This is a genomic window from Paracoccus sp. P2, from assembly GCF_046335115.1.
GTDB classification, from domain to species: Bacteria; Pseudomonadota; Alphaproteobacteria; order Rhodobacterales; family Rhodobacteraceae; genus Paracoccus; species Paracoccus pantotrophus.
On sequence record NZ_JBGOSN010000101.1, the window covers coordinates 1 to 4410 of the forward strand.

At 55.6% G+C, this 4410-nt stretch carries 2 tRNA genes and 3 rRNA genes; all 5 read left to right on the forward strand.

Annotation, left to right across the window (positions count from 1 at the left end):
- Positions 1 to 588 (forward strand): 16S ribosomal RNA (locus ACDP63_RS24240); the annotation flags it as partial.
- A gap of 169 nt (positions 589 to 757) precedes the next feature.
- Positions 758 to 834: transfer RNA gene (locus ACDP63_RS24245), tRNA-Ile, on the forward strand.
- Between the two features lie 34 nt (positions 835 to 868).
- Positions 869 to 944 (forward strand) — tRNA-Ala (locus ACDP63_RS24250).
- Between the two features lie 309 nt (positions 945 to 1253).
- Positions 1254 to 4090: ribosomal RNA gene (locus ACDP63_RS24255) — 23S ribosomal RNA — on the forward strand.
- 99 nt (positions 4091 to 4189) lie between these two features.
- Positions 4190 to 4304 (forward strand): 5S ribosomal RNA (gene rrf, locus ACDP63_RS24260).
- Positions 4305 to 4410: the final 106 nt, after the last annotated feature.

A 4410-nucleotide genomic window follows, 5' to 3' on the forward strand; every position in this document is an offset into this window, starting at 1 on the left:
CACAAGCGGTGGAGCATGTGGTTTAATTCGAAGCAACGCGCAGAACCTTACCAACCCTTGACATCCCAGGACCGGCCCGGAGACGGGTCTTTCACTTCGGTGACCTGGAGACAGGTGCTGCATGGCTGTCGTCAGCTCGTGTCGTGAGATGTTCGGTTAAGTCCGGCAACGAGCGCAACCCACACTCTTAGTTGCCAGCATTTGGTTGGGCACTCTAAGAGAACTGCCGATGATAAGTCGGAGGAAGGTGTGGATGACGTCAAGTCCTCATGGCCCTTACGGGTTGGGCTACACACGTGCTACAATGGTGGTGACAGTGGGTTAATCCCCAAAAGCCATCTCAGTTCGGATTGGGGTCTGCAACTCGACCCCATGAAGTTGGAATCGCTAGTAATCGCGGAACAGCATGCCGCGGTGAATACGTTCCCGGGCCTTGTACACACCGCCCGTCACACCATGGGAGTTGGGTCTACCCGACGGCCGTGCGCTAACCAGCAATGGGGGCAGCGGACCACGGTAGGCTCAGCGACTGGGGTGAAGTCGTAACAAGGTAGCCGTAGGGGAACCTGCGGCTGGATCACCTCCTTTCTAAGGAAGATGCTAGCAACCGGGCTTGCCCGGCTCGTGCATCGACTTAGCAGATGCCCAGATCAGGGCATCACATTCGACGGTCGGACCGTCCTCATATCCCTTCAGCAATCGAGAGCCAGGCCCGCCGTGACCCATTGGTGGCACGAGGGGTGTCCGGCCTGTGAATGGGTCGGTAGCTCAGGTGGTTAGAGCGCACGCCTGATAAGCGTGAGGTCGGAGGTTCAAGTCCTCCTCGACCCACCATCACCTTATCCTGGCCGATCCTGGCCGCTTGTCTGGGGCCTTAGCTCAGTTGGTAGAGCGCCTGCTTTGCAAGCAGGATGTCATCGGTTCGAATCCGTTAGGCTCCACCATTTCCCGACATGATCGGAAAGCGGATGCTTTCCCGTCCTGTCGGACGCGCGTGCATGGCACGCATTTCACATCGTTCAGAGAGATAATCGGCGTTGTCGGCCGCAACCGAGTGGGGTTGCGGTGGTCGTGAAGACCAACGGCAGCGTTGTCCAAGTCAAGTACACTAACCATGTCCCCTCGGTGAGGGGACAAAGTCCCTTCCTCGGAAGGGGCGGGAAACGTACATGCTTTTGACCGGAAGCGACCCCCGCGCAATGCAAAAGGACGCGGGATCGGGAGGCCTTTTGGGTCTTTCTTCTTCCGGATCAAATCAAGCGCGATAAGGGCGTTTGGTGGATGCCTTGGCAGCAAGAGGCGATGAAGGACGTGATACTCTGCGATAAGCCATGGGGAGCTGAGAATAAGCTTTGATCCATGGATCTCCGAATGGGGAAACCCACCTGAAACTCGATTGTTGTTACCCTTGGGTATCAACAATTGGGTTAACCAGGTACTTATCACCTGAATACATAGGGTTTTAAGAGCGAACCCGGGGAACTGAAACATCTAAGTACCCGGAGGAAAGGAAATCAACAGATACTCCCCCAGTAGTGGCGAGCGAACGGGGACCAGCCGAGCCGTGAGAATGACCAGAATGGCCTGGAAAGGCCAGCCATAGCGGGTGACAGCCCCGTATGGGAAGTTTGATCGGACGCATTAAGTAGGGCGGGACACGTGAAATCCTGTCTGAAGATCGGGGGACCACCCTCGAAGGCTAAGTACTCCTTGCTGACCGATAGCGAACCAGTACCGTGAGGGAAAGGTGAAAAGCACCCCGACGAGGGGAGTGAAACAGTTTCTGAAACCGGACGCCTACAAGCAGTCGGAGGGGCCTTGCGCCCTGACGGCGTACCTTTTGTATAATGGGTCAACGACTTGGTCTATCTAGCAAGCTTAAGCCGTTAGGTGTAGGCGCAGCGAAAGCGAGTCTTAAAAGGGCGCATGAGTTAGATGGATCAGACCCGAAACCAGATGATCTAGGCATGAGCAGGCTGAAGGTTGGGTAACACCAACTGGAGGGCCGAACCCACACCTGTTGAAAAAGGTCGGGATGACTTGTGCCTAGGGGTGAAAGGCCAATCAAATCTGGAGATAGCTGGTTCTCCGCGAAAGCTATTTAGGTAGCGCGTCAGACGAATTCTCCCGGGGGTAGAGCACTGCATGGATGATGGGGGCCCACAGCCTTACTGAGTCTAAGCAAACTCCGAATACCGGGAAGAACTATCTGGCAGACACACGGCGGGTGCTAACGTCCGTCGTGGAGAGGGAAACAACCCTGACCAACAGCTAAGGCCCCCAATTCGTGGCTAAGTGGGAAAGCATGTGAGACTTCCAAAACAACCAGGAGGTTGGCTTAGAAGCAGCCATCCTTTAAAGATAGCGTAACAGCTCACTGGTCTAGTCAAGAGGTCTTGCGGCGAAGATGTAACGGGGCTCAAGCCACGAGCCGAAGCTTTGGGTGTGCATTTATGCACGCGGTAGCGGAGCGTTCCGTGATATAACGCCATCCGACTTCAGCTTTCCCTTGGGAAAGCCTTGGTCGGACAGGCGTTTACTGTGAAGCCGGGCCGTAAGGCATCCGGTGGAGTGATCGGAAGCGAGAATGTTGACATGAGTAGCGACAAACAGGGTGAGAGACCCTGTCGCCGAAAGTCCAAGGGTTCCTGCTTAAAGCTAATCTGAGCAGGGTAAGCCGGCCCCTAAGGCGAGGCCGAAAGGCGTAGTCGATGGGAACCAGGTTAATATTCCTGGGCCAGGAGATGGTGACGGATCGCAGGTGTAGTTCCTCCTTATCGGATTGGAGGGGCTGCTGAGCGGTTCCTGGAAATAGCCCTCCACAAGACCGTACCCTAAACCGACACAGGTGGACTGGTAGAGAATACCAAGGCGCTTGAGAGAACCACATTTAAGGAACTCGGCAAAATACCTCCGTAAGTTCGCGAGAAGGAGGCCCCGTTGGCAGGCAACTGTCGGCGGGGGGCACAAACCAGGGGGTGGCGACTGTTTACTAAAAACACAGGGCTCTGCGAAGCCGTAAGGCGACGTATAGGGTCTGACGCCTGCCCGGTGCCGGAAGGTTAAAAGGAGAGGTGCAAGCCTTGAATTGAAGCCCCGGTAAACGGCGGCCGTAACTATAACGGTCCTAAGGTAGCGAAATTCCTTGTCGGGTAAGTTCCGACCTGCACGAATGGCGTAACGACTTCCCCGCTGTCTCAAATGTGGACTCAGCGAAATTGAATTGTCTGTGAAGATGCAGACTTCCCGCGGTTAGACGGAAAGACCCCATGCACCTTTACTATAGCTTCGCACTGGCATCAGGATTGCGATGTGCAGGATAGGTGGTAGGCATCGAAGCGGGGACGCCAGTTCCCGTGGAGCCATCCTTGAGATACCACCCTTCGCACTCTTGATGTCTAACCGCGGCCCGTTATCCGGGTCCGGGACCCTGCGTGGTGGGTAGTTTGACTGGGGCGGTCGCCTCCCAAAGAGTAACGGAGGCGCGCGAAGGTTGGCTCAGAGCGGTCGGAAATCGCTCGTCGAGTGCAATGGCAGAAGCCAGCCTGACTGCAAGACTGACAAGTCGAGCAGAGACGAAAGTCGGCCATAGTGATCCGGTGGTCCCGAGTGGAAGGGCCATCGCTCAACGGATAAAAGGTACGCTGGGGATAACAGGCTGATGATGCCCAAGAGTCCATATCGACGGCATCGTTTGGCACCTCGATGTCGGCTCATCTCATCCTGGGGCTGGAGCAGGTCCCAAGGGTATGGCTGTTCGCCATTTAAAGAGGTACGTGAGCTGGGTTTAGAACGTCGTGAGACAGTTCGGTCCCTATCTGCCGTGGGTGTAGGATACTTGAGAGGAGTTGCCCCTAGTACGAGAGGACCGGGGTGAACGTTCCACTGGTGGACCAGTTATCGTGCCAACGGTAGTGCTGGGTAGCTATGAACGGACAGGATAAACGCTGAAGGCATCTAAGCGTGAAGCCCCCCTCAAAACAAGGTATCCCTTGAGAGCCGTGGAAGACCACCACGTCGATAGGCCGGAGATGTAAGCGCAGCAATGCGTTCAGTTGACCGGTACTAATCGCTCGATAGGCTTGATTTGATCCGGAAGAAGACAGACCTTCTTCCAAAAGCATCCTTGGACAATGTCTTTCCAGGTTCCCAAAAGAACCGGAAAACGCCGATCTCGCTCCTTTTCCGGTCTGGTGGCCAAAGCACGAGCAAAACACCCGATCCCATCCCGAACTCGGCCGTTAAGTGCCGTCGCGCCAATGGTACTGCGTCAAAAGACGTGGGAGAGTAGGTCACCGCCAGACCTGAAAAGAAGCGAGCATCTCTCAGAACGAGAAGCACCGCAAAACCGCGATGCAAATGGCGCGGGGTAGAGCAGCCCGGTAGCTCGTCAGGCTCATAACCTGAAGG